Here is a 26,088-nt window from a genome sequence, read left to right as displayed (position 1 = left end):
CCAGGGCCAGCCTTAACGACGGCATCCGAGGTGTCGGTGGACCGGAGCGTCGTCACGGGCACCTGGACGGAGCAGACGGCCGCTGGCGGCTACTACCAGGGCGCCCGCGGTACCACGGGGCCATTCAGATGCTCGTGGAGCCGACAGGGCGCCGCATGGCCGGTAAGTGGGTCGGATTCGGCAAGGACTTCGACATGAACACAGGGCCCTGGGAGCTGCGGCTCATGAATACGTCCATGTCCAAGGCAACGCTGGAGCGGTACTCCCAGCAGCCTGGCTGACCAGGGAACTTGCCTCCGGCAGGGGTCAGCACCAGCTCAGCACACGGCCCACCGAAGCACGAAAACGGCCCGGAACGCTCATGAAGAGCGACCGGGCCGTTTCCACTTCTGACCTGGTTCGGGGGTGCCCGACGGGGGGCGGGTGCGGCGGCGCGGAGCGGGGGGCGCCGGTACCGTCGGGGCCATGGACACGTCGTGGTGGCCGGCGCTGGCCGCCGTGGTGGTGCTGGCCCTTCTCGTTGCCCTCGTGGACGGGTGGGCCCGTTCCGGGCGGCCCGCTCGGCGGCGGCCGGGCGGGCGGCCCAAGGGGCGGGAGCGGGGTGGGCGGCCGCAGGCCGGGGAGATCTGGTGGGCGCGGGTGCCCTATGAGGGTGGGGGTGGGGGGAAGGATCGGCCCTGTCTTGTGCTGGTCGTCCGCGGGGACAGCGTGCGGGTCGCGAAGATCACCAGTAAGTACCGGGACGAGCGGGCCGGGGTGATTCCGTTGCCGCCGGGAGCCGTCGGGGACGCGCACGGGCGGGCCAGTTTCCTGGAGACCGATGAGTTGCGGGAGGTTCCCGTGGGGGACTTTCGGCGGCGGGCGGGGGTGGTGGATCCGGTGCTGTGGGATCAGGTGCGGTATCTGGCCGGGTAGGCCCTGGCGGGACTGGGGAGCTCCCAGCCGGGCTACGCCCACAGCTGGCCCTGGACCGTCGCGATGGCCTCCTCGTCCGTCGCTGCCGTGTAGACGCCTGTGGAGAGGTACTTCCAGCCGCCGTCGGCCACGACGAAGACGATGTCGGCGGGCTCGCCCGCCTTGACGGCCTTGCGGCCGACGCCGATGGCGGCGTGGAGCGCGGCACCGGTGGAGACGCCCGCGAAGATGCCCTCTTCGCGGAGGAGTTCCCGGGTCCGGGTCACCGCGTCGGCGGAGCCGACGGAGAAGCGGGTGGTGAGGACGGAGGCGTCGTACAGCTCGGGGACGAAGCCCTCGTCGAGGTTGCGCAGGCCATAGACGAGGTCGTCGTAGCGCGGCTCGGCGGCGACGATCTTGACGTCGGGCGCGTGCTCGCGGAGATAGCGGCCGACGCCCATGAGCGTGCCGGTCGTGCCGAGGCCCGCCACGAAGTGGGTGAGGGAGGGCAGGTCGGCGAGGATCTCGGGGCCGGTGGTGGCGTAGTGGGCGCCCGCGTTGTCCGGGTTGCCGTACTGGTAGAGCATCACCCAGTCCGGATGCTCGGCCGCCAGCTCCTTGGCGACGCGTACGGCCGTGTTGGAACCCCCCGCCGCGGGTGAGGAGATGATCTCCGCGCCCCACATCGTCAGCAGGTCGCGCCGCTCCTGGGAGGTGTTCTCCGGCATGACGCACACGATGCGGTAGCCCTTGAGCCGGGCCGCCATGGCGAGGGAGATGCCGGTGTTGCCGGAGGTGGGCTCCAGGATGGTGCAGCCCGGCGTCAACCGGCCGTCCTTCTCGGCCTGTTCGACCATGTGGAGCGCGGGCCGGTCCTTGACGGAGCCGGTCGGGTTGCGGTCCTCCAGCTTGGCCCAGATCCGGACCTCGGCGGACGGCGACAGACGCGGGAGGCGGACCAGCGGCGTGTTGCCGACGGCCGCGAGCGGGGAGTCGTAACGCATCGGGGAGCCGGGGCCCTCAGGCCATGCCGCCGGCGACGGCCGGCAGGATCGTGACGCTGTCGCCGTCGGCGAGCTTGGTGGAGACGCCGTCGAGGAAGCGGACGTCCTCGTCGTTGAGGTAGACGTTCACGAAGCGGCGCAGGGTGTTGCCCTTGTCCTTGTCGATCAGCCGGTCCTGGATGCCCGCGTGCCGCGACTCGAGGTCGGCGAAGAGCGCGGCGATGGTGTCACCGCTGCCCTGGACGGCCTTCTCGCCGTCGGTGTAGGTGCGGAGGATGGTCGGGATGCGGACCTCGATGGCCATGCGGAGGGCTCCTGTCGGGAGTGGATCGGGAGTGGTGCGGGGTGGCTGCGTGGGTGGTGCGGGGTGATTCGGGGTGGAGCGGTGCGGTACGGAGCGGTGCGGTGGTGGTGCGGTACGAGCGGAGCGCGCCGCGCGAGGGCGGGCGGCGGGGTGCGGGGGCCGCGGGTACGGCGCCGGGGCTCACCGCCGCGGCGCAGCGGCGGGGCGGCGCCCGTCAGGGCCGACAGATGGCGCTGGCGAGACGGCACAGGTCGACGTGCAGCCGGCCGACGAGCAGGGCGCCCGGCGTCGTATCGATGCTCACGTCGTTCGAAACCATGCGGTCATCGTAACGATTCCCGGTCCGGGACCCGGAATGTGATCTCGGATGCCGGACGGATCGCGTTCGACGGCCGGACAGGGGCGGGGTGTTCCGGCCGTCGGAGGCGGGGCGTTCCGGCCGTCGGGGGCAGCGGGTTCCCGCCGTCGGGGGCAGCGGGTTCCCGCCGTCGGGGGCAGCGGGTTCCCGCCGTCGGGGGCAGCGGTTCCCGGCGTCAGGCCCGGGGCACCCCCGCCGCCCCCGGGAGATACGTCACCGTCGGCGCCCCCGTCGCCGGATGCACCGCCACCTCCGCCGCGACCCCGTACACCTCCGCGAGGAGCTCGCCGGTGAGGACGTCCCGGGGCGGGCCGGAGGCGACGACGCGGCCCGCGTCGAGGACGTACAGGCGGTCGCAGTAGTACGCGGCCAGGGTCAGGTCGTGCAGAGCGAGCAGGTTGGCCGTGCCGAGGCCGCGGACCAGGCCGAGGATCTCCAGCTGGTAGCGGATGTCCAGGTGGTTCGTGGGCTCGTCGAGGACGAGGACGGCCGGCTCCTGCACCAACGCCCGTGCGGTCAGGACGCGTTGGCGCTCGCCGCCGGACAGCCGCGCGAAGGCGCGCCCGGCCAGGGCGGCGGCCCCGACCCGCTCCAGGGCGCCGATGACCAGCTCCTCGTCGGCAGCCGTGTCGCCCTCCCAGAAGCGTTTGTGCGGGGAGCGGCCCATGGCGACGATCTGGCGGACGGTGAGCTCGAAGCCCGTGTGGCCGTCCTGCGGGACCGTGGCGATGCGGCGGGCGCGGGCCTTGACGCCGGCGTCCGCCAGGTCGGCGCCGTCGAGCAGGACCCGGCCGCCGGTGGGCGTGAGCGCGCCGTACACGCAGCGCAGCAGCGTCGTCTTGCCGCTGCCGTTGGGGCCGACCAGGCCCACCGTCTCACCTGCGGAGACGGTGAGTGAGACGGCGTCGACCAGGCGGCGGCCCGAGGGGATCTCGTACGTGAGGTCCTCGGTGCTCAGCAGGGCGTCGGTGCGGGGCGGGCCCTCGGTGCGGGGCGGGCCCTCGGTGCGGGGCAGGGCCTCGGTGCGGGGCAGGGCCTCGGTGTGCGGCAGGTCCGTACGTCGCTTCACGCCTCCACCCCCTCCCGCGCCCGCCCCCGCCGCAGCAGCCACAGGAAGAACGGGCCGCCGGTGAGCGCCGTGAGCACGCCCACCGGGATGTCCTGCGGCGCCGCCACCGTGCGGGCCGCGAGGTCCGCCACCACCAGGAACACCGCCCCCATCAGCGCCGCCACCGGGAGCAGGGCCCGGTGCGCGGCGCCCACCAGCATCCGGGCCGCGTGCGGCACCATCAGGCCGACGAAGCCGATGGCGCCGCTGTGCGCGACGAGTACGCCGGTGACCAGCGAGGTCAGCACGAAGACGCCCGCGCGGAACCGGGCCGTGTCCAGGCCGAGTACGGTCGCGCCCTCCTCGCCGACCAGGAGCAGGTCGAGCGGGCGGGCCAGCGCGATCAGCAGGGCCGTGCCGACGGCCAGGACCGTCAACGGCAGCGCGAGCATGTCCCAGCGGGCGCTGCCCAGGCCGCCCAGGGTCCAGTACAGGACTTCCTTGAGGTGGTCCGCGCGGGCAGAGACGACCAGGATCAGGCTGGTCAGGGCCGCCAGGACGTACGAGACGGCCACGCCCGCGAGGATCAGGCGGGTCGTCGTGAAGCCGCCGCCGGGCTCGCGGGCCAGGGCGTACACCACGAGCAGGGCGAGGAACGCGCCCGCGAAGGACGCCGCCGGGATGGTCACCGTTGTCGCCATGCCCGCGCCGAGGCCGAGCACGATCACCGAGACCGCTGCCGCGGAGGCGCCCGAGGAGACGCCCAGGAGGAACGGGTCCGCCAGGGGGTTGCGGACCAGGGCCTGGAGGGTGGTGCCGACCACCGCCAGGCCCGCGCCGACGGCCGCGCCGAGGATGACCCGTGGGAGGCGGACGTCGAGGACGATCGTGCGGTACGGGGACGGGTCCGCGTTGCCCGTCAGGATCTGGACGACGTCGGCGGTGGGGATCCGTACGGAGCCGAGGGCGAGCGCCGCGAGGCTCGCTGCCGCGAGGGCGAGGGTGAGCGTGGCTACGACGGCGGTGAAGCGGAGGCCGGTGTGTCCCTCGGGTGGGACGGGCCCCCGCCGATCGCGCTTCGCGCTCGTCCTCAGACGCCGGACGGGCTGATACGTGCCGCCCGCGGGCCTCGCCCTCAAGCGCCGGACGGGCTGAACCCCCTTCACCGCAACTGCTCCGCCAGCTTCCGCACCGCCCCCGGCGCCCGTACCCCCAGCACCACGTCCGACAGCGGCAGCACCGCGAACCGCTTGTTCTTGATGGCCGGGACGTCCTTGAGGGCCGGGTCGTCCAGGAGGCGCTTCTTCTTCTGGGCGACCGTGGAGGCGCCGTAGTCGTAGATCAGGATGACGTCGGGGCGGCGGTCGACCACCGTTTCCCAGGAGGCGTCGCCGAAGGGCTTGTCGAGGTCGGACATGATGTTGCGGGCGCCCGCGCGTTCGATGATGTCGTTGCCTATGCCGCGGCCGCCCGCGGTGAAGGCCGTCTTGTCGCCGCTGTCGTAGACGAAGACGGCGGGGGCCTTGCCGCCCTTCGCCGACTTCTTCGCCGTGGCGGCCAGTTCCGCCTTGGCGTCGCGCACCCACGTCTCCGCCCGGTCCCTGACCCCGAACGTCGCGCCCGCCTCGCGCACCTCGCGGTACACGTCGTCCATCGTGACGGGCTTCTTGACGCAGCCCTCGATGTTGAGGCGGGTCTTGATGCCGGACTTGGCGAGGGCGTCGCGGGAGCGGCCGTCGCCCGCCGCGAAGGCGCTCGCGTAACCGCCGTACACGAAGTCGGGGTCGGCGGCGAGGAGCTTCTCGTAGGAGGGGTACTCCTTGGCGAGGACGGGGCGCGACTTGTACGCCTTCTCGTACTCGGGGAGCACCTTGTCGTCGAGGTAGGCGGTCCCGGCGATGCGGTCCTTGAGGCCCAGTTCGAGGAGGATCTCCGTCACGTGCTGGTTCATGGTGACCGCGCGCTTCGGGGGCGCGTCGTACGTCGTCCTCGTCCCGCAGTTGGTGACGGTGTACGGGAATCCGGCCTTGGCGTCGGGTTTCCCGGAGTCGTCGTCGGACGACGAGGACGACGAGCACGCGGTGAGCGGCAGCAGGATCGCCGCCGCGGCGGGCAGGGCGAGGGCACGTACGCGGGTACGCATGGGGTGCGGGCCTCCTCCAGGGGATTTCCGCGTCCCCTGAGTGCATGTGGAGGAGGCGGCAGGTCAGTTCCTGACTCCCGGGCGCGCGGGGCGCGGCCGGTCACAGTGGCGGGACCGCGCCGGATTTCCACCGGCTTCCTGGGTCCTGCCGCCTCGAGGGTCGTGAATCGTGAAGCTCGGCCTCAGTATGCCTCGACGACCCTGACGTCCTCCTCGGTGACCTCTCCTTCGACGATCCGGAAGGAGCGGAACTGGAAGGGTCCCGCGTCGTCGGTGTCGGCGGTGGAGACGAGGACGTAGTGGGCGCCCGGCTCGTTGGCGTAACTGATGTCGGTGCGGGAGGGGTAGGCCTCGGTCGCCGTGTGCGAGTGGTAGATGACGACGGGCTCCTCGTCGCGGTCGTCGAGGTCGCGGTACAGCTTGAGCAGGTCGGTCGAGTCGAACTCGTAGAACGTGGGCGAGCGGGCCGCGTTCAGCATCGGGACGAAGCGCTCGGGGCGGTCGCTGCCCGCCGGGCCCGCGACGACGCCGCACGCCTCGTCGGGGTGGTCCTTGCGCGCGTGCGCGACGATCTGGTCGTGGAGGGCCTGGGTGATGGTCAGCATGTCGGCCAGGATAAGCAGCGGGGCGGCCCCGTACCGAAGTGTGGTACGAGGCCGCCCGCATGCTGGACAGGAGCTGTCCGGGGTCAGTCCTTGGTGACCGGTGCGTCGTCCGCGGCGTTCGCGGCGTTCTCAACGGCCTGGCCGGTGTGCACGCGCTTCTTGAAGGCCGCGGCCTCCGGGTTGCGGCTCTTCAGGACCAGGTAGGACACGCACAGGATCGCGGCCCAGATCGGGGCGCAGTACAGCGAGATCCGCGCGTCCTTGTCGATGCCCATCATCACGATGACCATGCCGATGAAGGCGAGCGCGAACCAGCTCGTGTACGGGGCGCCCGGCGCGCGGAAGGTGGACTGCGGGACGAGCCCGCGGTCGGCCTTGCGGCGGTAGTTGATCTGGGAGACCAGGATCATGATCCAGGCCCACATGCCGGAGATGGTCGCGAAGGAGACGACGTAGTTGAACGCCTCACCCGGCCACTGGTAGTTGATCCACACGCCGACGAGCATCAGCGCGGCGGAGGCGGTGGTGCCGACCAGCGGCAGGCCGTTCTTGGTGAGCTTGGTGAAGAACTTCGGGCCCTGGCCGTTGAGCGCGAGGTCGCGCAGCATGCGGCCGGTGGAGTACATGCCCGAGTTGCAGGAGGAGAGCGCGGCCGTCAGGACCACGAAGTTCACGATCGCGGCACCGACGCCGAGGCCCATCTTCTCGAAGGCGGCGACGAACGGGGAGACGCCCGGCTGGAAGGACGTCCACGGCACGACCGAGAGGATCATGATCAGGGCGCCGACGTAGAAGACGGCGATGCGCCACGGCACGGTGTTGATGGCCTTGGGCAGGGTCTTCTTCGGGTCCTTGGACTCGCCCGCGGTGACGCCGACCAGCTCGACGGCGAGGAAGGCGAACATCACGATCTGGAGGGTCATCAGCGTGTTGCCGATGCCGTTGGGGAAGAAGCCGCCGTTGTCCCACAGGTGCGAGACGGACGCGGTGTCACCGGCGTCGGAGAAGCCGATGGTGAGGATGCCGGCACAGATCAGGATCATGCCGATGATCGCGGTGACCTTGACCATCGAGAACCAGAACTCCAGCTCGCCGAAGAGCTTCACGGAGATCAGGTTGGCGCCGTACAGGATGACCGTGAAGATCAGCGCGTACGCCCACTGTGGAATGGAGCCATGGGTCCAGTACTGCATGTACTGGGCCGCCGCGGTGACTTCGGTGATGCCGGTGACGACCCAGAAGAGCCAGTACGTCCAGCCGGTCACGAACCCGAAGAACGGGCTGACGAACTCACGGGCGTACTCCGAGAACGAGCCCGAGACGGGCCGGTACATCAGGAGCTCGCCGAGCGCGCGCATGATGAAGAAGATGACGAGGCCCGCGATCGCGTACGCGAGGATGAGGCTGGGCCCGGCCTTGTGAATGGCCTTGCCCGCGCCGAGGAACAGGCCGGTGCCGATGGCACCGCCGATCGCGATCATCTGGATCTGCCGGGCGCCGAGCCCGCGCTGATAGCCCTCGTTGTCGCCGGACGCGCCCTCTGTGGCCGCCGCGGCCTCATTGCCGTCGTGGTGTTCTTCGACCTGCACTGAGGTCATGGTGACGCCTTTCTCCATGCTGATCCGCGCCGCGAACTGCGGTTTCGCCGCGGACCAGGTCCTGATCCCCCCGGATGGTGATGGAGTGCCGCCGACGGTCTGCCGGCCTCTAGCGCCCTCGGTGACATGGGTGGCGTCGCCGAGCGGTCGTGAAGATTTATCACGACCGTCACGGTGATCGAATGAGCCACGTGTGGTGCACACCACAGGAAGAAGCGGACAAAAATCGCCTGGTGTTACATAAGCGGGCAACGAGGTGACAGGATCGTTATCCGGATTTGAGCGTCCGTTGAGCGGACGTCCGCGATCTTCAAAGGGGCGTCACACGGGCGTCGGGAAACCGTCACACCACCGGTGCGGGATCCGTCACGTCGACAGTACGGACTCCGTCACGTCATCAGCGTCTCGACGAGCGTCTCCTGGAGCCCGCCCAGCCACAGATAGGCCATCACCATCGGCTTGCGCGGGTCGGAGTCCGGCAGCCGGTAGAGGAGGTCGGTGTCCTCCTCGTCGGTCACGTCGAGCCGGGCGCCGATCGCGAGCCGCAGGTCGTTGAGCGCGCCGAGCCAGCCGCGCGACTCCTCCGCGGACAGCTTCAGGACGGCGCCGCCCTCGCCCGCGACGGTGAGCGCGTCCAGGGAGCGGATCACGGCGAGCGCGTCGTCCCGCTTGCGGGCCCGCAGGTCGTTCTCGGTGAAGCGGCGGAACTCGGCGGAGTACGCCCGCAGTTCGTCGGCCTTCTCCAGGGAGGCGGACTCGGTGCCGGGGCCGCCGTACGCGTCCGGGAGCAGCCTTTTCAGGACCGGGTCGGTGGGCGGCTCGCTCGGGCCCTCGGCGAACAGCTCCGCGAACGGGTCGCCGTCGTCGCCCGCGGGCTCGTCGCCGGGGCCGATCAGCTCCAGGAGCTGCACGGCGAGCGAGCGGATGATCGAGATCTCGACCTCGTCGAGCGCGACGGCCGCGCCGCCGCCCGGGATCGGTTCGAAGTGTCCAGGCATCAGTCGCGTCGCTACTTCCGGTCCTGCTGGAGCGTTGCCCACAGCCCGTATCCGTGCATCGCCTGCACGTCGCGTTCCATCTCCTCGCGGCTGCCGCTGGAGACGACGGCCCGGCCCTTGTGGTGCACGTCCATCATCAGCTTCGTGGCCTTGTCCTTCGAGTACCCGAAGTACGACTGGAAGACATAGGTCACGTAGCTCATCAAATTGACCGGGTCGTTGTGTACGAGCGTGATCCAGGGGACATCCGGCTCGGGGACCGCGAAGGTCTCTTCTTCCGCGTCCGGGCGGGTGATCTCTACGGGAGCAGCGCTACTCACCTGTCCCATGCTGCCACCCGGGAGGGCCCACCGCACAAACGGACCCCCGAAATCGTCAGAGTGACGAGATGCGGGGTAGCATCCTTGTCATGAACTCTGGGGAGCATGACCTGGGGCTGCCGGTGGATGTCCCTTCCACCGCGCTCTTCACGGATCACTACGAGTTGACGATGTTGCAGGGCGCGCTGAAGTCGGGCACCGCCGACCGGCGCTCGGTCTTCGAGGTGTTCACCCGCAGACTGCCCGAGGGCCGCCGCTACGGGGTCGTGGCCGGGACCGGGCGGGTCCTGGACGCGGTCGAGAACTTCCGCTTCGACGCCGGCGTCCTCGCCTTCCTGCGCGAGCGCGCCGTGGTGGACGAGGCGACGCTCGAGTGGCTGGCCTCGTACCGCTTCAGCGGGGACATCTGGGGCTACCCGGAGGGCGAGACGTACTTCCCCGGCTCGCCGATCCTGCGGGTCGAGGGCTCCTTCGCGGAGTGCGTGCTCCTGGAGACGGTGATCCTCTCCATCCTCAACCACGACTCGGCCATCGCCGCCGCCGCCTCCCGCATGGCCTCCGCCGCGGGCGACCGGCCGCTGATCGAGATGGGCGCCCGCCGCACCCACGAGCTGGCCGCCGTCGCCGCCGCGCGCGCCGCGTACGTCGGCGGCTTCACCACCACCTCCGACCTCGCGGCCGGGTTCCGCTACGGCATCCCGACCGTCGGCACGTCCGCCCACTCCTTCACCCTCGTCCACGACAGCGAGCGGGACGCCTTCCGCGCCCAGGTCGACGCGCTCGGCCGGGGCACCACGCTGCTCGTCGACACCTACGACGTCGGCGAGGCCGTCCGGATGGCCGTCGAGATCGCCGGGCCCGAGCTGGGCGCCGTCCGCATCGACTCCGGCGACCTGCTGCTCGTCGCCCACCGGGTGCGCCAGCAGCTCGACGAGCTGGGCGCCACCGACACCAAGATCGTGGTCACCTCCGACCTCGACGAGTACGCCATCGCCTCGCTCGCCGCGGCGCCCGTGGACGCGTACGGCGTGGGCACCCAGCTGGTCACCGGCTCCGGGCACCCCACCTGCTCCATGGTCTACAAGCTCGTCGCCCGCGCCCGCTCCGCCGACCCCAAGGCGCCCCTGGAACCCGTCGCCAAGAAGTCCCTCGGCGGGAAGTCGTCCCTCGGCGGCCGCAAGTGGGCCGCTCGGCGCGTCGACGACGCCGGGATCGCCGAGGCCGAGGTCGTCGGCACCGGGGCCGTGCCCAGCGACCTCGCCGACCGTCAGCTCCTCGTCGAGCTGGTCAAGGGCGGGGACGTCGTCGCCCGCGAACCCCTCGACGCGGTCCGGGAGCGGCACGCGGCCGCGCGGGGGCGGCTGCCGCTCTCGGCCACCCAGCTGTCGCGCGGGGAGGCGGTCATTCCCACCGAGTACCTGGCCTGAGTGCGTCGCCCGCCCTCTCCCGCAACGGGGTGGAAGTCTCTACGCTCGGTTCATCCAGCTAGCCGAAGGAAACCCGCCATGCGTCGCGCCCTGATCGTCGTCGATGTACAGAACGACTTCTGCGAAGGGGGCAGTCTCGCGGTGTCCGGCGGAGCGGATGTGGCTGCCGCCATCACCGAGCTCATCGGGCAGGCCTCCCCCTGCTACCGGCATGTCGTGGCCACCCGGGACCATCACATCGACCCCGGTGACCACTTCTCCGACGCGCCCGACTTCGTCGACTCGTGGCCGCCGCACTGTGTCGCCGGGACGGAGGGGGTCGGGTTCCATCCGAACTTCGCGCCCGCCGTGGCGTCCGGGGCGATCGACGCGGTCTTCGACAAGGGGGCGCACTCGGCCGCCTACAGCGGGTTCGAGGGGGTCGACGAGAACGGGACCTCTCTCGCCGAGTGGCTGCGGGCCCGGCAGATCCGCGAGGTCGACGTCGTCGGGATCGCCACCGACCACTGCGTGCGGGCCACCGCGCTCGACGCCGTCCGCGAGGGCTTCCGCACCCACGTCCTGCTCGACCTCACGGCCGGGGTGGCCGAGGAGACCACCCAGCGGGCCCTGGACGAGCTCCGCGAGGCAGGCGCCGAACTGACCGGCAAGCCGGTGGTGTGACCTTCGCGGGGCGCCCCAGTCCCACCCCTTCTCCGAACCCGGGGGCCGCGCCCCCGGACCCCCGCTGATCGGCGCTTCGCGCCTCGTCCTCAAACGCCGGACAGGCTGAAAGATTCGCCGCAGCGGCGCCAAAACTAGCCCCTCCGGCGATTGAGGAGCGGGGTCCGGGGCGGAGCCCCAGAAGGGGCGGGATCGGGGGGCTCCCAGCCGGGCTACGCGGCCGCGCCCCGTCTCAGCAGTGCCCGGATCGGGTGCCACAGCTCCTCCACGGACGTGGAGTGGCCCGGCGCCGTGCGCCATATGAGGCCGTCGGGGTGGTGCAGGACGGCGGTGACCTCGTCGGGAGTGGGGGGCTCCGCGTTGCCGCGGAGATAGACCGCCCGGAGCCCGAGATTGCGCAGCCGAGTCAGCGCCCGCGCACGATTGGCGGCACGTACGAGCACCCGCACACTGCCACCCCCGACCCCGGGACTCGGCAGGGTCAGCGCCACCACCACACTGCCGTTGGGCAGCTTGCAGAAGCCTCCTGCGGCCATGCTCTGTCACACCCCCGTGAGACGTCGTGTCAATAAGAGAACCACAGGACGCACTCAAACACGATCGGCCGCCGCCCGCTAGAGGGCGACGGCCGATCGGCCATAAACAGGCGCTTGACCTGTGTAAACGAGATTTACTTGGTGGACTTGCCCACCTGGAGCGTGATCGTCGAGCCGTCCTTGGGCTGCTTGAGGATCTTTATCCGGGTGTTGGTGTCAGTGACCTTGACACTTCCGGTGGGGTTCTCCGCGTACCAGTAGGTGCCCTTGCGGTCGTCGAAGACCGAGACGCCCTTCTTGGACTTGATCTTGAGCGCCACGTCCGCGTTGTGGAGCGTGAACGCGTCCGTCGCGTACTTCGAGAAGGGCGCGTCGAACGGCTGGATCTTGTTCCGGAGGAGCGTGCCGTCCTTCCACTTCATCGGCTTGGCGTGGGCGTCGATCGGGAGGATCAGACCCTTGCCGGGGTGCTGGCTGACGTTGTTGTCCTTCTGGGAGGTGTCCCACTGCCAGACCATCAGGCCGGTCTGGTAGGGGTAGTGCTCGACCCAGTCGGGACGCGACGCGGAGAAGCCGAAGTTGTACGGGCCGACCTTGAAGGTCTTGTCGTACGACACGTACTGGCGGTTCTCCGCGAGGTAGTACTGCTCGTACTGCTTGGTGAAGGACTCGCCGATGCGCGAGAAGCCCTTCGTCTTCCAGCCGTTGTCGTCGCCCTCGGCGCCGTCCTCGAAGAGCTTGGCGCCGTCCGCGGTCAGCGTGATCTCGTCGGCCGTGAAGCCCTTGAGCGCCGTGCCGCCGTCGGTGGCGTAGCGGAAGCGGACGTCGATCTTCTTGCCGGCGTAGGCGTCCAGCGGGAAGACCAGCTTCTGGTACTTCTTCGAGGAGCCGGTCAGGGCCGGCTTGTCGCCCGCGTCACGGGTGATCTGCTTGCCGTCGGCCGTGCCGTCGACGGGCGTCCAGTTGGCGCCGCCGTCGGTGGACACCTCGGTGTAGAGCCAGTCGTAGTTGGACTCGATGTCCCACCAACCCTGCAGCGAAAGCTCGGCCTTGGACTTGCCGGTGAGGTCGACGCCGCGCGTGAGCGTGTTGCGCAGGTCGTCGTCCTGGCCGCTCCACCACTGCTTGGTGCCCTCGGTGGGCTTCACGACCGTCGTGGTGACCGGCTTCTTGGGCAGGTCGACGAGGAGCGCCTGGCGGTGCCGGGTGTTGTACTCGGACACGCCGAGCTTGTGCTCGGAGGTCGTCGCGGCCTTCGCCCGGTCGTAGTTGAGCCAGCCCAGCTGGAACTTGTCCCAGGCGGTCATGTCGCCGGGCAGGTCGCCGATCGCGTCCTTGCCGGTGCCGAGCCAGGAGCCGGCCGACATCAGCGACCAGAAGCCGACGGAGTTCTCGGCCTTGCCGGTGGTGTCGTACAGGTCGGGCAGGCCCAGGTCGTGGCCGTACTCGTGGGCGAAGACGCCGAGGCCGCCGTTCTCGGGCTGCATCGTGTAGTCGCCGACCCAGATGCCGGAGTCGCCGATCTGGGTGCCGCCCGACTTGTTGTCGGCGGGGCCGGTCTTGCCCGCGTCGTTGCCGTACGCGTACCAGCGGTGCGCCCACAGGGCGTTGGGGCCCTCGGCGCCGCCGCCGGCGGACTCGTCCTCGCCCGCGTGCACGATCTGGAAGTGGTCGATGTACCCGTCGGGCTCGTTGAAGTTGCCGTCGCCGTCGAAGTCGTAGCGGTCCCACAGGTCGTACTTGGCGAGGTCCGCCTTGATCTGGGCGTCCGTGCGGCCCTTGGCCTTCTGGTCCTTGACCCAGGCCGTGGTGCCGTCGCGGACGGCGTCCCAGACGTTGGCGCAGTTGGAGTCGCCGCACCAGTTGGAGCCGTAGCGGGCCTCGTTGTAGTCGACCTTGACCCAGTCCGAGACCTCGCCGTCGACCGAGTAGCGGCCGGACGACGTCTTCTCGTAGTAGGTCTTCAGCGAGTGCTTGGGCTTGCCCTTGGCGTCCTTGCCCTCACCGAAGTACAGGTCCTGGAAGTGCTTCTTGTTGTAGTCCGCCTGCCAGGCCGTGCTGTTGTCCTTCGCACGGTCCGGCTTGGCTATTTTGTTGTGCGCGGGGCCGGGCTTGCCGCCGTACTTCTTGATCGGCTTCTCGGGGCCTTCGGGACCGTCGGGGTCGTACATGGTGGTGTCGTCCACCTTGTCCCCGAACTCCACCAGGATCGTGAAGATCTTGTCGGTCTTCTCCCGGCCCAGCTCGACGTACTTCTTGTCGTCGAGCTTGACCACGTTCGACCCGCCGCGCTTCTGCACCTTGGCGTCGCCGGAGACGACCTGCTCCAGGGCGGCCTTGCGCTGCTGGGCCTGCTGCTTGCTGAACGGGCCCTCTAGGTCGTGGTCGACGTGGGCCTTGGCGTCCGCCGGATCCCGGCGGTCGATGGCTGCTGCCTTGCCGGTCGCGGACGCCTTGTCGCCGCTCCCGCCGTCGTCGGCCGCCGCCACTGAGTACGCGGAGAACGTCGCGGTCGCCGCCGCGAGAGCCACCGCTGCCGCGGTGGCTCTGAACGTTCGTCTCTTGATGGTCACTTGATGCTGTCCTCCCCCGCGCCCGCATCACGGACCGAAATTCCCGGTCGAGGAGGTCCGCGCGCGATATGCGCGTCACAAGTGACGACATTCGACCGGAGAGAGGGAAGAAAAGACAGACCTTGACTTGAACAGGCCAAGTGCCCTATGCAGACCCGAGCGCCCGCTATTCGAACATGATCAACCGTGACCGCGGCGGCGCACGCGCGGCATCCCCGGTCCCCTCAACAGGCGCGCCTCACCGTCCAATTGGCGGGACGCATGAATCCATGCGCCCCCTGTGCACCGGCACCGTGGGTTAGGTCACGCTTACCGCACGTTCCCGTCGGGCATGCAGGCGAATAGAGTCATTTCGACGGTGCGCACGGGTACTCGGCGAAGCTTCCAAGTCGCCACCTTTGAGCACCCTTTGATTCGTATACGTCCATATCGTCTCGCAGCGTCTCGATCTTCCCCCGCATCCGCTGTCCCGAGGACGGATCACGCCATGCCTCGCCCCATGCCTCGTCCGACCGTCGCACAGCTCACCTACGGTTCCGCGACCGTCATCTGTTCCACGCTCGCCATGCTGCTGCTCTCGCAGGCGAGTTCGGCGCCGGGAGTCGCGGTCATAGCCTTCGCCGCGCTCGGCCTCGGCCTGCTCGTGGCCCTGACGGTGCCCCTGCCCAAGCCAGCCCCGGAGCCCACCGCGACCCTGCCCGCCGCCGCGGTCCCGGCCCCCGCAGCCGTCTCCGCCCCCTCGAACTTCGAGGAGCGGATCCCGGTCCAGCGCACCGTGATCGCCCCCGACCCCGCCGCCCCGCAGCACACCCCGCTGCCCGTACGCGAACCGGCGGGCCCCTGAGCGTCACCTGCCCGCGCAGGTGACACCCACGGACCCGCCGCGACCACCGCCCGGCGCCGCCGCAGCGCCGGGCCTTCCGGCTGCCCTCGTGCGGCTCAGCCCACGCTGACCACCACGGTCTTGGCCGCCTTGTCGTGCAGCCCCTGCTTGTAGGGCTTGTCGAAGAAGCTCCAGCCGCCGCAGATCGCCGTCCAGATGCAGGCGCAGCAGAACGCGAACGGGATCCACAGCACCGCCGAGCGCACGAGCGCCGTCTGCAGCGTCGGGTTCGCCCCGTCGTTGAGGTTCGCCACCCGCATGCCGAGCCACTTCTTGCCCAGCGTCTGCCCCGTCTTCGAGATCAGATAGCTGTCGTACGCCATGTACAGCACGGCGGCGACCAGCGACTGCCCGAACGACCTGCCCGCGTCCACCTTGTCCGGGTCCCAGTCGTACTCGTTCGTCCCGAAAAGGAGGGACAGCAGGACGGCGACGACGCCCACGAGGACCATGTCGATGATGCGGGCCAGGACGCGTTTGCCGCTGTCGGCGAGCGGGGGCATGCCCGCGAGGGGGTCCTGCCCGCCGAAGCCGCCGCCGTAGGGGTCGCCTCCGTACGGGGGCGGCGGGGCGCCGCCGGGACCGCCTGGGCCGCCGGGGCCGCCGCCGAACGGGTCGCCGCCGCCCGCGCCCGGCGGGGGCGGGTCGTACGGGGAGCCCGCGCCCGGGGGCGGGGGGCCGTCGGACGGCGGGGGCGGCTGCTTCTTGAAGGGGTCGTTGTCGTCGGGGTCGGGAACGTTGGGGTATTGCGGCGGTTCGGTGCTCATGGGGTGAGTGCACCTCGAAGTGGAGTGCGCCGCATGCGACGGGCGGCTGTCCGGGTTACGGCCCCCTTGTGGGGGCCACTACCGAAACTAGGCCCGGGCCGGTCAGCCCGCCACGAACGTACCGGCCGCCTTGTCGTGCCAGCACTGGCGCCAGGGGCGGTCGAACAGGCACCACAGCACCCCGACGACCCCGACCACGAGGACCCCCGGCACGCAGTACACCAGCCAGCGCCGCAGCGCCGCCCCGAACGAAGGCGCCCCGTGCTCCTCGATGTCCCTGACCTCGACCCCGCACACCTTCTTGCCGAGGGTGCGGCCCCACTTCGCCGTGGGCAGCGCCTCGTAGAGCACGCCGAAGAGCAGCAGCACGCCGAGCACGACGCCGAGGTACCCGGCGGTCGTCCCGTCGAGCAGCCACACCGTGACCTTCTCGCCCGACAGCTTCGCCGCGTCGATCTTGCTGTCGATGTGGTCCGCGGCGCGCGTACCGAGCGGCAGCGCCGCCCCCGCGGTCACGGCGGCGAGGACCACCGTGTCGATGAGCCGCGCGGCGAGCCGCCTGCCGAGCGCGGCGGGCCGCGCCTCCGCCTGCGCCTGGACCACCGCGGCGAACGGGTCCGCGGCCACCGGCTTCCACGGCAGCACGGGCCCCTCGCCCTGCGGCGCCGACTGGCCCTGGCCGGGCGACTGGGCGAGCTGGTGCACCTGCTGGGCCCAGGAGGCCGACCCGCCGCCGGGGCCCGACGTCAGCGGCGAGGCGACCCCGCCCTGGGCTCCGGCCCGGGCGCCCGCCTGGGCACCGGCCTGCGGGGGCGCGCTCTGCTCCTGTGCCCCGGCGGCCTGCGGAGCCCGTCCCTGCTGCTGCGGCACCACCGGCGCCTGGGCCGCGGCGGCAGCGGAACCCGCACCGGCGGGAGGCGTGGCTGAAGAAAGGGACGGAGAAGGGGACGGAGAAGCCGAGGGAGAGGTCGACGGAGGAGTCGAGGGGGACGAGGGAGAAGGGGACGCGGACGCAGGAGCGGCGCCGGAAGCGGGCCTCGTCTGCCCCGACTTGGGGCGCAGGGCCCGAATCGCCATCGTCCCCTCGGTCCCGCCGTCCGCGTCCGGCGTCCCGGCCCCCGCCGGTTTCACCGGACCCGTCGGCCGCCGGAAGGTCACTGTTCCCTCGGTGGTGGCGGGCTTCGGAGCGGCGGGCTTGGCGGCCCGGAACGTCACCGTGCCCGGCCCGTCCGCGTCGGCCCCCTCGGGTCGGCCGACGGCCGCCGGAGCCTGCTCCCGCTGCCCCGGCTCCTGCCGCGCGCCGGGCTGCTGTTGCGCGGGTACGCGCCGCGCACCCCCCTCGGCCGCGCTCCCTCCGGCCGCCCCCGCCGACGCCGCCGCGCCGGGCGCCGCCCCCTCGCCCCGCACGCGCGGGTCCCTCGGGTCCAACTGGCCCTGCGCACCGGGCGCACCGACCGCCCCGGCCGCACCCGCCGCACCCGCCGCACCCGCCGCACCCGCCGCACCCCACGAAACCCGCTGGTCCTGCTCACCGCCGAGCCCCGTCTGCCGGGCCGCGTCCGCCTGCCAGGCCGAAGCGGGCTCGGGCTTGACCCCGTGCTGCCCGTCCCCGCCACCGGCACCCGAACCGGCACCGGAGCCGGAGCCAGCGCCGGAGCCGGCCTCGACGTCAGCACCCCCGCCGAGCCCGAGGCCGAAGCCGAGGCCGATGTTCGTGTCCGTGTCCGGGCCGGTCTGCGTCACCCCGCCCGGCTCCTCGTCGAAGAACACCGGGCCGGTCTCCTCCGCGACCGCGGGCGCCGCCGGGGCCGGGGGCGCGGTGGCCGAGCGGGGCGGCGCGGGCAGGGGTTCGCCGTCGGACGGTGCGGGACGGCTCGTACCGGGCACCCAGGCCGCGCCGTTCCAGTACCGGACATATCCCGGAATGGACGGGTCGGGGTAGTAGCCTTCGCGGGGCCTGTCGTCGCCGGGGGCCGGGGTTGGGGCGCTCATGTCCGTCGTCCCGTATCTGCTCGGGGGTCTTGTGAGGCTCCACATCTATCAGACCCGCGCGCCGCGTCGGGCGGCTCCCGCCGCACCGCCCCCTTCCGTGCACGGTTCCTCCCCGCCGTCCGAACACGCCCGCCCGCCCCGTGCCGTACCCGGCGAAAAAAATCTTCCCGAAGTCGCGTAATGCCTGGCCGCCCGCGCGCTCTGACTCTCTGCGGGCCTGAAACGGGTCCGGTGCGCGGACCCGGTCACAAGGGCCGCGTACGCCGCGAGAGAAAGGAAGCGCACGAGCTATGCACACCGTGGTGGAACGCGAGCTGGAGCTCAAACTCGTCCTCTCGCCGGAACGGGCGATCCCCGTCCCGGCCCGGCTCACCTACCGCACCGACGATCCCTACGCCGTCCACATCGCCTTTCACATCGGCTCCGAGAACCCGGTGAACTGGACGTTCGCCCGGGAGCTCCTGGTGGAGGGGGTGTTCAGGCCGTGCGGCCACGGCGATGTGCGGGTGTGGCCGACGAAGGTCGAAGGCCGCTCCGTGGTCCTTATGGCGCTCAGCTCGCCCGACGGCGACGCCCTCCTGGAGGCGCCGGCGCCCGCCGTGTCCGCCTGGCTGGAGCGCACCCTGCGGGTGGTCCCTCCGGGCTCTGAGGCCGAGCGGCTCGGCATCGACGACGGCCTGGCCGAGCTGCTCGCCCCCACCCCTGGCCGCGCGGACGAGCTGTGGCTGCGCGACCCGTGGCCCAGCGATGAGTCGAATGAAGGAGGCGAGTGAACCGCAACCATCAATTGAGCAACCCCCACGGCGAGCAATTTGGTCCGCGAGAGCGGCGCCGGTTCAGGCGCAAAAATCAGAAGAGCTTGCCGGGGTTGAGGAGGTGGTGCGGGTCGAACGCCGCCTTGACGGCGCGCTGCATCTCCACGCCCACCGGGCCGAGCTCGCGCGCCAGCCACTCCTTCTTCAGGACGCCGACGCCGTGTTCACCGGTGATGGTGCCGCCGAGTTCGAGGCCGAGGGCCATGATCTCGTCGAAGGACTCGCGGGCGCGCCGTGACTCGTCGGGGTCTGCCGCGTCGAAGCAGACGGTGGGGTGGGTGTTGCCGTCGCCCGCGTGCGCGCAGACCCCGATGGTCAGTCCGTACTTGTCGGCGATCCGCTCGACCCCGGCGAGCATGTCGCCGAGCCGGGAGCGCGGTACGCAGACGTCGTCGATCATCGTCGTGCCCTTCACCGCTTCGAGTGCGGTGAGGGACAACCGGCGTGCCTGGAGGAGGAGTTCCGACTCGGCCGCGTCGTCCGCCGGGACGACCTGGGTCGCGCCCGCGGCCTCGCACAGGGCACCGACGGCGGCGAGGTCGGCGGCGGGGTCCGGGGTGTCGAAGGCGGCGAGGAGCAGCGCCTCGGTGGTCTCCGGCAGGCCCATGTTGCCGAGGGCGTTGACGGCGCGGATCGTCGTACGGTCCATCAGCTCCAGGAGCGACGGCACATGGCCGCCTTCCATGATCTCGCAGACAGCCGCGCAGGCGTCGGCGGCCGAGCCGAACTCGGCGGCGAGGACCAGCTGCTGGGGCGGCTGCGGCTTGAGCGCGAGGACGGCACGGACGACGATGCCGAGGCTGCCCTCGGAGCCGACGAACAGGCGCGTCAGGTCGTATCCGGCGACCCCCTTGGCCGTACGCCGTCCCGTGCTCATCAGGCGCCCGTCGGCGAGGACGACGTCGAGGCCGAGGACGTACTCCGCCGTCACCCCGTACTTCACGCAGCACAGGCCGCCGGAGGCCGTGCCGATGTTGCCGCCGATGGTGCACATCTCCCAACTGGAGGGATCCGGCGGGTAGAAGAGGCCGTGCTCGGCCACCGCGCGGGAGAGCGTGGCGTTGACGACGCCGGGCTCGACGACGGCGATCCGGTCGACCGGGCTGATCTCGATGATCCGGTCCATCTTGACGAGCGAGAGGACGACGCAGCCCTCGCTCGCGTTCGCCGCGCCGGACAGGCCGGTGCGGGCGCCCTGCGGGACGACCGGGATCCGCAGCTCGGTGGCGGTCCGCATGACGTGCTGGACCTCTTCGACGGTGCGCGGCAGGGCCACGACGGCGGGCGTTCCCGCCTCGCAGAAGCTCGCCATGTCGTTGGCGTACGAGGCCGTGACGTCCGGGTCGGTGAGGAGCGCGTCGGCGGGGAGCCCGGCGCGGAGGCGGTCCAGGAGGTCGGCGGGTGCGGCGGGGGTGTCCGGCGTGCTGTGCGTGCCACTGCTCATGATCACAGCCTCGCACTCGGGGCCATCGGTGTGAACCCGTGTGCGACGCCGTTCGCGTGCCGGGATGTGCTCTTCGTATTGACGCACAGTGAGCGCCATGGAGACCGAGGACACCCCCCAGACCTCACCCCAGGACTCGCCCCGGGCCACACCCGCCACACCCCCGGCGGCGCCAGCGGCTCCGGCGGTGCAGAGTTCGGACGCCGTGCGGATCCCGCGGCACGCCCGCACGTCGCTGACCTCGGCGACCGCGCGGGGTCCGCTCGACGGCGGCCCCGGACCACGCCGCTCCCCCGCCGTGCGGCGCGCGCTCGTCGCCGCCGTCGCGGGCTGTGCCGTGCTCGGCGGGGTCCTGGTCCTCCTGCCCGACCGGGGCGAGGACTCCGCGCCGCCCGCACTGGGGCCCGCCGGGCGGGCCGCGGCCGCGGTGGGGGCCGGGGCACCGGCCGCGATGCCCGATCTCGCGGTGCTCATCGGTGAGCGCGAGGCCCATCTGCGGGCGCATCCCGGCGACGACCAGTCATGGGCGGTACTCGGTTCCGCGTACGTCGAACGGGGCCTGAGGACCGCCGACTCCGCGTACTACCCGAGGGCCGAGCGGGCCCTGCGCACCTCGCTGCGGACCCGGCCCGAACGGAACGCGGCCGCCCTCACCGGCCTCGCGGCCCTCGCCAACGCCCGGCACGACTTCCGGGACGCGCGGAAGTGGGGCGAACAGGCGGTGCGGCTCGCGCCGCGGCGGTGGGCGGCGCACGCGGCCCTCCTCGACGCCTACCGGGGGCTCGGCGACGCCAAGGGGGTCGGGCGGGCCCTGGAGAAGGTGCGGAAGCTGGGCCCGGGGACGGCGGCCGCGCGGGTCCGGGCCGGGGCCGTCTACCGGGACCGGGGCTGGCGCGAGGACGCGGCCGCGGCGCTCTCGGACGCGGCGGCGCTCGCGGAGACGCCCGCCGAACGGGCGGCCTGCCTGTACCGGGTCGGGGAGCTGGCCTGGGAGCGGGGCGAACCCGGCGACGCGCTGCGCCACTACGACGCGGCGCTCGCGGCCGACCCCGATCATCACCCCTCGCTCGCGGCGAAGGGGCGCGCGCTCGCCGCGCTCGGCCGGACGTCGGACGCCCTGCACGCGTACCGGGCCGCGCTCGTGCGGCGGCCCGCCCCCGAGTACGCCCTGGAACTCGGCGAGTTGTACGAGTCCCTCAAGCTGCGGCCCGCCGCGACCGCCCAGTACGACCTCCTGCGGGCGCGGGTGCGGCAGGGGGGTCTCGGCGGGGTGAACGACGAGCGGGTGCTCGGGGTGTTCGAGGCGGAACACGGGGATGCGGAGGCGGCGGTGCGGCGGCTCACCGCGGAGTTCAAGCGGCACGCGTCGCCGGAGAACGCGGACGCGTTGGGGTGGGCGCTGCACCGGTCCGGCGAGTCCAAGGCGGGTCTGAAGCACGTCGAGTCCGCCGTGAAGAAGGGGCCGCGCAGTGCGCTGTTCGCGTACCACCGCGGCGAGATCGAGCGCGAGCTGGGCCACTACGGCGCCGCCCGCCGCCACCTCGCGGAGGCCCTCCGCATCAACCCCCGCTTCTCGCCCCTGGCAGCACCGGCGGCCCACGCCGCCCTGAGGTCCCTGGGCGACCCGCCGGAGGGAGGCCCAGCCCAGGTGTACGCGCCGCGTGGGGCGCCCATCCCGAAACTGCCCCGCCCGGCCAAGCCTCCGAGGCAGTCCGACTGAACCCCTACGTCATGGCACCGTCGACCGGGGCTGTGCCCACCCGTTCCGCCCTCTGGGCGGCCCAGCTGCCCACAGCGGGGGGGGCGACAAGCCACCCCCGCAGCACTAGCGGGCAGCCGCCCCGGCTGCGGCCCGAGGCATGACGTGCCCGTAAACGGGCGGGCGGGCGGGAGGTGTCCGCCGCGGCAGCGGCGGGACAGGAGCACCCCACCCCACCCCGGACGACAGCGAACCCCGTCCTAAAGGTTGCCCCGCTTCTCCTGCTCGCGCTCGATCGCCTCGAACAGCGCCTTGAAGTTCCCCTTGCCGAAGCCCATCGACCCGTGCCGCTCGATCATCTCGAAGAAGACGGTGGGCCGGTCCTGGACCGGCTTGGTGAAGATCTGCAGCAGGTATCCGTCCTCGTCGCGGTCGACGAGGATCTTCTGCTCGCGCAGGATCTCGACCGGTACACGGGTCTCGCCCGCCCACTCGCCGAGGGTGTCGTAGTAGCTGCCCGGCACGTCGAGGAACTCGACACCCGCGGCCCGCATGGCCTTCACGGTGGCCACGATGTCGTTGGTGGCGAGCGCCATGTGCTGGACGCCGGGGCCCCCGTAGAACTCGAGGTACTCGTCGATCTGCGACTTCTTCTTCGCGATCGCCGGCTCGTTGATCGGGAACTTGACCTTCTTGGTGCCGTCCGCGACGACCTTCGACATCAGGGCGCTGTACTCGGTGGCGATGTCGTCACCCACGAACTCCTTCATGTTCGTGAAGCCCATGACCTTGTTGTAGAAGGCGCACCACTCGTTCATCTTGCCGAGCTCTACGTTGCCGACACAGTGGTCGATGGCCTGGAAGGTCCGCTTGGCGGGGGGCGCCACGATCGGCTGCGCGGGGACGAAGCCGGGCAGGTAGGGGCCCTCGTAGCCGGTGCGCTCGACGAGGGTGTGGCGGGTCTGGCCGTACGTGGCGATGGCGGCGCGTACGACGGTGCCGTGCTCGTCCTTCGTCTCGTAGGGCTCCTCGAGGCCGGTGGCACCGTGCTCGACGGCGTAGGCGTACGCGGCGCGCGCGTCCGGGACCTCGATGGCGAGGTCGACGACACCGTCGCCGTGCTCGGCGACATGGCCCTCGAGGAAGCGGCCCCAGTCGGTGGAGGCCTTGATGACGGAGGTGAGGACGAAGCGCGCGGCGCCGCTCTCCAGCACGTAGCTGGCGGTCTCGCGGCTGCCGTTCTCCGGTCCGGAGTAGGCCACGAGTTTCATGCCGAACGCCGTGGAGTAGTAGTGCGCGGCCTGCTTGGCGTTGCCCACGGCGAAGACGACCGCGTCCATTCCCTTCACCGGGAAGGGGTCGGCCTCGCGCGCGGTTTCGGGGGTGGTGTGTGTGGTCTGAGTCATAGAGGGAGGCTCCCGCCGAACCACAAGATGCGCAATAGTTCGCGTATTCACTGGGCAATCTGCCCAGCATCCAACCCGATCCAGCGGGCGTTCTGTACAGGATGCTCATCAGGGAGGCGGCATGGCGATCGATCATTTGGACGGCAGGCTCATCGTGCTGCTCGCGCGGGAGCCGCGCATCGGCGTCCTGGAGGCGTCCCGGCGCCTGGGTGTCGCGCGGGGCACGGTGCAGGCGCGGATGGACCGGCTTCAGTCGAACGGAGTCATCCGGGGCTTCGGCCCGGACGTGGATCCGGCGGCGCTCGGCTACCCGGTGACGGCGTTCGCGACGCTGGAGATCAAACAGGGCCAGGGCGCGGACGTACGGGCCCATTTGGCGACCGTGGCCGAGGTGCTCGAACTCCACACCATCACCGGTCACGGGGACATGCTCTGCCGTCTGGTGGCCCGCTCGAACGCCGATCTCCAACGTGTGATCGACCGGGTGGTGGGTTTTGATGGCATCGTCCGGGCCTCCACGGCGATCGTCATGGAGAACCCGGTCCCGCTGCGGATCATCCCCCTGGTGGAACAGGCGTCCGACGACACAGGACCTGGGTAGAGACGACGGGTACGGCACGCGGGCGCCGGGAGCCTCCCGGCGCCGTCCGAGCGCTCTCGGCGAGGTGAACGGCACAGATGAACTTCTGGGACTACCTCGGCAATCGTCACCAGCAGTTGTTGATGGACGCGTACCAGCACGCGAGCGCCGTCTTCCAGTGCATGGTCGTGGCCACCGCCATCGGCGTCCTGATCGGCGTCCTGACGTACCGCAGCGAGTGGGCCGGGAACCTGGCGACGACGGTGACGTCCACGATCCTCACCATCCCCTCGCTCGCCATGATCGGTCTGCTGATCCCGGTCGTGGGCCTGGGGGTCGCGCCGACGGTGACGGCCCTGATCCTGTACGGCCTGCTTCCGATCGTGCGCAACTCCATCGTCGGCCTGCGCGGGGTCGACCCGACGCTGGTGGACGCCGCGAAGGGCATCGGGATGTCGCGGCTGCACCGGCTCGTGCGGATCGAGCTGCCGCTCGCGTGGCCGCCGATCCTGACCGGCATCCGGGTCTCCACGCAGATGCTGATGGGCATCGCCGCGATCGCCGCGTACGCCTCGGGGCCCGGCCTCGGCAATGAGATCTTCCGCGGCATCGCCTCGCTGGGCAGCAAGAACGCGCTCAACCAAGTGCTCGCGGGCACGCTGGGGATCATCGTCCTCGCGCTGCTCTTCGACGCCGTGTACGTCCTGATCGGCCGGCTGACGATTCCGAGGGGTATCCGTGTCTGAGACGTCCGATACGACCGCCGCCACCGCCCCGCCCGAGGAACCGGCGCCCGCGGCCACCACCGGCGCGACCATCGAGCTCGAGAACCTCACCAAGCGCTACCCGGGCAGCGGCGACCCGGCCGTGGACAGCGTGAACATGGAGATCAAGGCGGGCGAGATCGTCATCTTCGTGGGCCCCTCGGGCTGCGGGAAGTCCACCACGCTGAAGATGATCAACCGTCTGATCGAGCCGACCAGCGGCCGCATCCGCATCAACGGCGAGGACGTCACCGACATCGACCCGGTGAAGCTGCGCCGCAAGGTCGGCTACGCCATCCAGTCCTCCGGGCTCTTCCCGCACATGACGGTTGCTCAGAACATTGCCCTGGTACCGAAGATGGTCGGCTGGGGGAAGTCGAGGATCAAGTCACGGGTCGAGGAGATGCTGGACCTGGTGGGCCTTGACCCGGCCGAGTTCCACGGCCGCTATCCGCGCCAGCTCTCCGGCGGCCAGCAGCAACGCGTCGGCGTGGCGCGGGCGTTGGCCGCCGACCCGCCCGTGCTCCTGATGGACGAGCCGTTCGGCGCGGTCGACCCCATCACCCGCGACCACCTCCAGGACGAGCTGATCCGCCTCCAGCACGAGCTGCACAAGACGATCGTCTTCGTCACGCACGACTTCGACGAGGCCATCAAGCTGGGCGACCGCATCGCCGTCCTGCGCGAGCGCTCGCACATCGCGCAGTTCGACACCCCCGAGGCGATCCTCACCAACCCGGCCGACGACTTCGTCTCCGGTTTCGTGGGCGCGGGCGCGGCCCTGAAGCGGCTGAACCTCACGCGCGTACGCGACGTGGAGATGGCGGACGTACCGACGGTGACCGTCGACGACCCGCTGCAGGAGATCTTCGACAAGCTGCGCGCGAGCGGCACCAACGAGCTGCTCCTGCTCGACAAGCGCGGCCGCCCCTACAAGTGGCTGCGCCGCGGCGACCTGATGCGCGCCAAGGGCTCCCTGGCCCGCGCGGGCACCCTCGTGCACGACACGGTGACCCGGGACGCGACCCTGCGGGACGCCCTGGAGGCCGTCCTCACCGACAACGCCGGACGGGTCGCCGTCACCGGGCGGCGGGGCGAGTACACGGGCGTCGTCGACATGGAGACCCTGATGAACTCCGTGCACGAGATGCTGGAGGCCGACCGGCTCGAAGCCATGGAGCACCAGCACGAACTGGAGGAGCAGCGCGCGCAGCTGACGCATGCGGCACAGGAGGGCACCGCCGGGGAGGCGAAGGCGTGACGCCGC

25 protein-coding genes, 1 pseudogene and 1 riboswitch are annotated in these 26,088 nt (G+C 71.2%); of the genes and pseudogenes, 10 read left to right on the top strand and 16 right to left on the bottom strand.

Features of this window, described 5'->3' with window-relative positions:
• Positions 1 to 33 precede the first annotated feature (33 nt).
• Positions 34 to 281 (top strand): annotated as a pseudogene (locus tag ACZ6AA_RS16660) (XRE family transcriptional regulator); the annotation flags it as partial.
• A gap of 184 nt (positions 282 to 465) precedes the next feature.
• Positions 466 to 915, top strand: coding sequence for a type II toxin-antitoxin system PemK/MazF family toxin (locus ACZ6AA_RS16655; protein ID WP_468449975.1), 450 nt, complete (start codon positions 466 to 468; stop codon positions 913 to 915).
• A gap of 32 nt (positions 916 to 947) precedes the next feature.
• On the opposite strand, the gene ACZ6AA_RS16650 is transcribed toward ACZ6AA_RS16655, so the two are convergent.
• The 10 genes from ACZ6AA_RS16650 to clpS form a co-directional block, all read right to left on the bottom strand.
• Positions 948 to 1,898, bottom strand: coding sequence for a PLP-dependent cysteine synthase family protein (locus ACZ6AA_RS16650; protein WP_468449976.1), 951 nt, complete (start codon positions 1,896 to 1,898; stop codon positions 948 to 950).
• 16 nt (positions 1,899 to 1,914) lie between these two features.
• Complete coding sequence (locus ACZ6AA_RS16645; RefSeq protein WP_468449977.1) at positions 1,915 to 2,202, bottom strand: MoaD/ThiS family protein; 288 nt, start codon at positions 2,200 to 2,202, stop codon at positions 1,915 to 1,917.
• 214 nt (positions 2,203 to 2,416) lie between these two features.
• The gene (locus tag ACZ6AA_RS16640; RefSeq protein WP_016638880.1) at positions 2,417 to 2,521 is read right to left on the bottom strand and encodes a putative leader peptide; all 105 of its coding nucleotides are present in this window, start codon (positions 2,519 to 2,521) and stop codon (positions 2,417 to 2,419) included.
• A 214-nt stretch (positions 2,522 to 2,735) separates the two neighbouring features.
• On the bottom strand, positions 2,736 to 3,521 hold the full coding sequence (locus tag ACZ6AA_RS16635; RefSeq protein WP_471458963.1) for an ABC transporter ATP-binding protein: 786 nt from the start codon (positions 3,519 to 3,521) through the stop codon (positions 2,736 to 2,738).
• Between the two features lie 104 nt (positions 3,522 to 3,625).
• Positions 3,626 to 4,702, bottom strand: coding sequence for a FecCD family ABC transporter permease (locus tag ACZ6AA_RS16630; RefSeq protein ID WP_468450244.1), 1,077 nt, complete (start codon positions 4,700 to 4,702; stop codon positions 3,626 to 3,628).
• A 68-nt stretch (positions 4,703 to 4,770) separates the two neighbouring features.
• On the bottom strand, positions 4,771 to 5,751 hold the full coding sequence (locus tag ACZ6AA_RS16625; protein WP_468449978.1) for an ABC transporter substrate-binding protein: 981 nt from the start codon (positions 5,749 to 5,751) through the stop codon (positions 4,771 to 4,773).
• A gap of 44 nt (positions 5,752 to 5,795) precedes the next feature.
• Positions 5,796 to 5,915, bottom strand: a riboswitch (cobalamin riboswitch).
• A gap of 18 nt (positions 5,916 to 5,933) precedes the next feature.
• The gene (locus ACZ6AA_RS16620; protein ID WP_468449979.1) at positions 5,934 to 6,356 is read right to left on the bottom strand and encodes a M67 family metallopeptidase; all 423 of its coding nucleotides are present in this window, start codon (positions 6,354 to 6,356) and stop codon (positions 5,934 to 5,936) included.
• Between the two features lie 83 nt (positions 6,357 to 6,439).
• Entirely contained in the window at positions 6,440 to 7,954 is a 1,515-nt protein-coding gene (locus tag ACZ6AA_RS16615; RefSeq protein ID WP_468449980.1) for an amino acid permease, read from the bottom strand.
• Between the two features lie 389 nt (positions 7,955 to 8,343).
• Positions 8,344 to 8,952, bottom strand: a complete 609-nt coding sequence (locus ACZ6AA_RS16610; RefSeq protein ID WP_468449981.1) for a DUF2017 domain-containing protein — start codon at positions 8,950 to 8,952, stop codon at positions 8,344 to 8,346.
• Positions 8,953 to 8,963: 11 nt separating this feature from the next.
• On the bottom strand, positions 8,964 to 9,281 hold the full coding sequence (clpS, locus tag ACZ6AA_RS16605; protein ID WP_164324537.1) for an ATP-dependent Clp protease adapter ClpS: 318 nt from the start codon (positions 9,279 to 9,281) through the stop codon (positions 8,964 to 8,966).
• Between the two features lie 80 nt (positions 9,282 to 9,361).
• On the opposite strand from clpS, the gene ACZ6AA_RS16600 reads away from it, so the two are divergent.
• The gene (locus ACZ6AA_RS16600) at positions 9,362 to 10,699 is read left to right on the top strand and encodes a nicotinate phosphoribosyltransferase (protein ID WP_468449982.1); all 1,338 of its coding nucleotides are present in this window, start codon (positions 9,362 to 9,364) and stop codon (positions 10,697 to 10,699) included.
• Between the two features lie 78 nt (positions 10,700 to 10,777).
• Positions 10,778 to 11,362, top strand: coding sequence for a nicotinamidase (locus ACZ6AA_RS16595; RefSeq protein WP_468449983.1), 585 nt, complete (start codon positions 10,778 to 10,780; stop codon positions 11,360 to 11,362).
• Between the two features lie 212 nt (positions 11,363 to 11,574).
• On the opposite strand, the gene ACZ6AA_RS16590 is transcribed toward ACZ6AA_RS16595, so the two are convergent.
• Together ACZ6AA_RS16590 and ACZ6AA_RS16585 are read right to left on the bottom strand one after the other, a co-directional pair.
• Positions 11,575 to 11,898 carry a hypothetical protein gene (locus tag ACZ6AA_RS16590; RefSeq protein WP_468449984.1) on the bottom strand — a complete coding sequence of 108 codons (324 nt, stop codon included), beginning with the start codon at positions 11,896 to 11,898 and terminating at the stop codon, positions 11,575 to 11,577.
• 134 nt (positions 11,899 to 12,032) lie between these two features.
• A complete protein-coding gene (locus ACZ6AA_RS16585; protein ID WP_471458595.1) occupies positions 12,033 to 14,471 on the bottom strand; it encodes an immune inhibitor A domain-containing protein in 2,439 nt (812 codons plus the stop codon).
• Between the two features lie 499 nt (positions 14,472 to 14,970).
• Between ACZ6AA_RS16585 and ACZ6AA_RS16580 the strand changes: the two genes are divergently transcribed.
• Entirely contained in the window at positions 14,971 to 15,315 is a 345-nt protein-coding gene (locus tag ACZ6AA_RS16580; protein WP_468449986.1) for a hypothetical protein, read from the top strand.
• A 95-nt stretch (positions 15,316 to 15,410) separates the two neighbouring features.
• Here the strand turns inward: ACZ6AA_RS16580 and ACZ6AA_RS16575 are convergent, their stop codons facing one another.
• Entirely contained in the window at positions 15,411 to 16,121 is a 711-nt protein-coding gene (locus tag ACZ6AA_RS16575; protein ID WP_471458593.1) for an RDD family protein, read from the bottom strand.
• 102 nt (positions 16,122 to 16,223) lie between these two features.
• Positions 16,224 to 18,113, bottom strand: coding sequence for an RDD family protein (locus ACZ6AA_RS16570; RefSeq protein WP_471458591.1), 1,890 nt, complete (start codon positions 18,111 to 18,113; stop codon positions 16,224 to 16,226).
• Positions 18,114 to 18,403: 290 nt separating this feature from the next.
• Between ACZ6AA_RS16570 and ACZ6AA_RS16565 the strand changes: the two genes are divergently transcribed.
• A complete protein-coding gene (locus ACZ6AA_RS16565; RefSeq protein ID WP_468449989.1) occupies positions 18,404 to 18,886 on the top strand; it encodes an SsgA family sporulation/cell division regulator in 483 nt (160 codons plus the stop codon).
• 76 nt (positions 18,887 to 18,962) lie between these two features.
• Here the strand turns inward: ACZ6AA_RS16565 and ACZ6AA_RS16560 are convergent, their stop codons facing one another.
• A complete protein-coding gene (locus ACZ6AA_RS16560; protein WP_468482867.1) occupies positions 18,963 to 20,372 on the bottom strand; it encodes an FAD-binding oxidoreductase in 1,410 nt (469 codons plus the stop codon).
• 97 nt (positions 20,373 to 20,469) lie between these two features.
• Between ACZ6AA_RS16560 and ACZ6AA_RS16555 the strand changes: the two genes are divergently transcribed.
• Positions 20,470 to 22,092: a tetratricopeptide repeat protein gene (locus ACZ6AA_RS16555; RefSeq protein WP_468482866.1), complete on the top strand. Its 1,623-nt coding sequence runs from the start codon at positions 20,470 to 20,472 to the stop codon at positions 22,090 to 22,092.
• A 239-nt stretch (positions 22,093 to 22,331) separates the two neighbouring features.
• On the opposite strand, the gene hppD is transcribed toward ACZ6AA_RS16555, so the two are convergent.
• Positions 22,332 to 23,477 carry a 4-hydroxyphenylpyruvate dioxygenase gene (gene hppD / locus ACZ6AA_RS16550; RefSeq protein ID WP_471458588.1) on the bottom strand — a complete coding sequence of 382 codons (1,146 nt, stop codon included), beginning with the start codon at positions 23,475 to 23,477 and terminating at the stop codon, positions 22,332 to 22,334.
• A 121-nt stretch (positions 23,478 to 23,598) separates the two neighbouring features.
• On the opposite strand from hppD, the gene ACZ6AA_RS16545 reads away from it, so the two are divergent.
• The 3 genes from ACZ6AA_RS16545 (at position 23,599) to ACZ6AA_RS16535 (ending at position 26,082) form a co-directional block, all read left to right on the top strand.
• On the top strand, positions 23,599 to 24,078 hold the full coding sequence (locus ACZ6AA_RS16545; RefSeq protein ID WP_030358359.1) for an Lrp/AsnC family transcriptional regulator: 480 nt from the start codon (positions 23,599 to 23,601) through the stop codon (positions 24,076 to 24,078).
• A 77-nt stretch (positions 24,079 to 24,155) separates the two neighbouring features.
• Positions 24,156 to 24,803 (top strand): ABC transporter permease, encoded by a 648-nt coding sequence (locus ACZ6AA_RS16540; RefSeq protein ID WP_468449993.1) that lies wholly within the window; start codon positions 24,156 to 24,158, stop codon positions 24,801 to 24,803.
• On the top strand, positions 24,796 to 26,082 hold the full coding sequence (locus tag ACZ6AA_RS16535) for a betaine/proline/choline family ABC transporter ATP-binding protein (protein ID WP_468449994.1): 1,287 nt from the start codon (positions 24,796 to 24,798) through the stop codon (positions 26,080 to 26,082). Before ACZ6AA_RS16540 ends, ACZ6AA_RS16535 begins: the two co-directional genes overlap by 8 nt.
• The last annotated feature ends 6 nt before the right edge of the window (positions 26,083 to 26,088 follow it).

The organism is Streptomyces sp. NPDC040610 (genome assembly GCF_055594065.1).
Note: the sequence above shows the minus strand (reverse complement) of the source record. Positions and strands in the feature narration are given on the sequence as shown.

What these genes read in the sequence shown, in the direction of transcription:
- ACZ6AA_RS16595 (WP_468449983.1), top strand. Translation starts at nt 10,778, where the DNA reads ATGCGTCGCGCCCTGATCGTCGTCGATGTACAGAACGACTTCTGCGAA.
- ACZ6AA_RS16615 (WP_468449980.1), bottom strand. Translation starts at nt 7,954, where the DNA reads ATGACCTCAGTGCAGGTCGAAGAACACCACGACGGCAATGAGGCCGCG.
- ACZ6AA_RS16610 (WP_468449981.1), bottom strand. Translation starts at nt 8,952, where the DNA reads ATGCCTGGACACTTCGAACCGATCCCGGGCGGCGGCGCGGCCGTCGCG.
- ACZ6AA_RS16545 (WP_030358359.1), top strand. Translation starts at nt 23,599, where the DNA reads ATGGCGATCGATCATTTGGACGGCAGGCTCATCGTGCTGCTCGCGCGG.
- ACZ6AA_RS16645 (WP_468449977.1), bottom strand. Translation starts at nt 2,202, where the DNA reads ATGGCCATCGAGGTCCGCATCCCGACCATCCTCCGCACCTACACCGAC.
- ACZ6AA_RS16655 (WP_468449975.1), top strand. Translation starts at nt 466, where the DNA reads ATGGACACGTCGTGGTGGCCGGCGCTGGCCGCCGTGGTGGTGCTGGCC.
- ACZ6AA_RS16575 (WP_471458593.1), bottom strand. Translation starts at nt 16,121, where the DNA reads ATGAGCACCGAACCGCCGCAATACCCCAACGTTCCCGACCCCGACGAC.
- ACZ6AA_RS16625 (WP_468449978.1), bottom strand. Translation starts at nt 5,751, where the DNA reads ATGCGTACCCGCGTACGTGCCCTCGCCCTGCCCGCCGCGGCGGCGATC.
- ACZ6AA_RS16650 (WP_468449976.1), bottom strand. Translation starts at nt 1,898, where the DNA reads ATGCGTTACGACTCCCCGCTCGCGGCCGTCGGCAACACGCCGCTGGTC.
- ACZ6AA_RS16570 (WP_471458591.1), bottom strand. Translation starts at nt 18,113, where the DNA reads ATGAGCGCCCCAACCCCGGCCCCCGGCGACGACAGGCCCCGCGAAGGC.
- ACZ6AA_RS16580 (WP_468449986.1), top strand. Translation starts at nt 14,971, where the DNA reads ATGCCTCGTCCGACCGTCGCACAGCTCACCTACGGTTCCGCGACCGTC.
- ACZ6AA_RS16565 (WP_468449989.1), top strand. Translation starts at nt 18,404, where the DNA reads ATGCACACCGTGGTGGAACGCGAGCTGGAGCTCAAACTCGTCCTCTCG.
- clpS (WP_164324537.1), bottom strand. Translation starts at nt 9,281, where the DNA reads ATGGGACAGGTGAGTAGCGCTGCTCCCGTAGAGATCACCCGCCCGGAC.
- ACZ6AA_RS16620 (WP_468449979.1), bottom strand. Translation starts at nt 6,356, where the DNA reads ATGCTGACCATCACCCAGGCCCTCCACGACCAGATCGTCGCGCACGCG.
- ACZ6AA_RS16590 (WP_468449984.1), bottom strand. Translation starts at nt 11,898, where the DNA reads ATGGCCGCAGGAGGCTTCTGCAAGCTGCCCAACGGCAGTGTGGTGGTG.
- ACZ6AA_RS16540 (WP_468449993.1), top strand. Translation starts at nt 24,156, where the DNA reads ATGAACTTCTGGGACTACCTCGGCAATCGTCACCAGCAGTTGTTGATG.
- ACZ6AA_RS16555 (WP_468482866.1), top strand. Translation starts at nt 20,470, where the DNA reads ATGGAGACCGAGGACACCCCCCAGACCTCACCCCAGGACTCGCCCCGG.
- hppD (WP_471458588.1), bottom strand. Translation starts at nt 23,477, where the DNA reads ATGACTCAGACCACACACACCACCCCCGAAACCGCGCGCGAGGCCGAC.
- ACZ6AA_RS16560 (WP_468482867.1), bottom strand. Translation starts at nt 20,372, where the DNA reads ATGAGCAGTGGCACGCACAGCACGCCGGACACCCCCGCCGCACCCGCC.
- ACZ6AA_RS16600 (WP_468449982.1), top strand. Translation starts at nt 9,362, where the DNA reads ATGAACTCTGGGGAGCATGACCTGGGGCTGCCGGTGGATGTCCCTTCC.
- ACZ6AA_RS16640 (WP_016638880.1), bottom strand. Translation starts at nt 2,521, where the DNA reads ATGGTTTCGAACGACGTGAGCATCGATACGACGCCGGGCGCCCTGCTC.